Annotated in this window: 1 protein-coding gene; it reads left to right on the top strand. The window is 33.0% G+C overall.

Features of this window, described 5'->3' with window-relative positions:
- The coding region (locus tag AC6CHS_RS19425; protein ID WP_498238287.1) for an SH3 domain-containing protein at positions 1 to 560 on the top strand (560 nt) is incomplete at both ends.

The raw sequence follows: 560 nt of genomic DNA, 5'->3' as shown, positions 1-560 counted from the left end.
TGGTGGCGTGTACAATTTGGGGATATTTATGGATATGTAAAAAAAGCCCATACAGGGTATGCTACTAGTTCAGAAATAGCAAATCCAAATAAAGGTTATACGGGTACATCTCATAAACTAGTTCCTACAAAACAAGTGAATGTATATGATAATAGTTCGAAAGACTTGATTCCTTTTGGAACAATTGAAAAAGGTACTGTTTTTCCAATAGCATCTGATTATGGAAATTGGTGGCGTGTAAGTTATTTAAATCGAGTAGGTTATATAAGGAAAAGTGAAGTTGAAATTCAATATGCCAATTTTAACAGCTACTTCAAAGCAAATGAGGACCTACCAATATATGACAATCGCGGGTCTGGTAAATTAAAAAGGATAGGAGAAATTAAGAAGGGTGAATCATACTCTATAGTAAGTGATTATGGCGATTGGCACCGAATTCAATTTGGCGACATTTATGGATACGTTTCAAAATTTAGTACAAGTCCATCCACAAAAAGCTCGATAAAAAACTTAAATGATGGGTATAAAAACAGTTCACGTTCTTTTAAAACATTAAAAAA

The organism is Oceanobacillus sp. GQ8 (assembly GCF_059758495.1).
The sequence above is the reverse complement of the archived record's forward strand: the minus strand, read 5'-3'. Positions and strand labels throughout refer to the sequence as shown.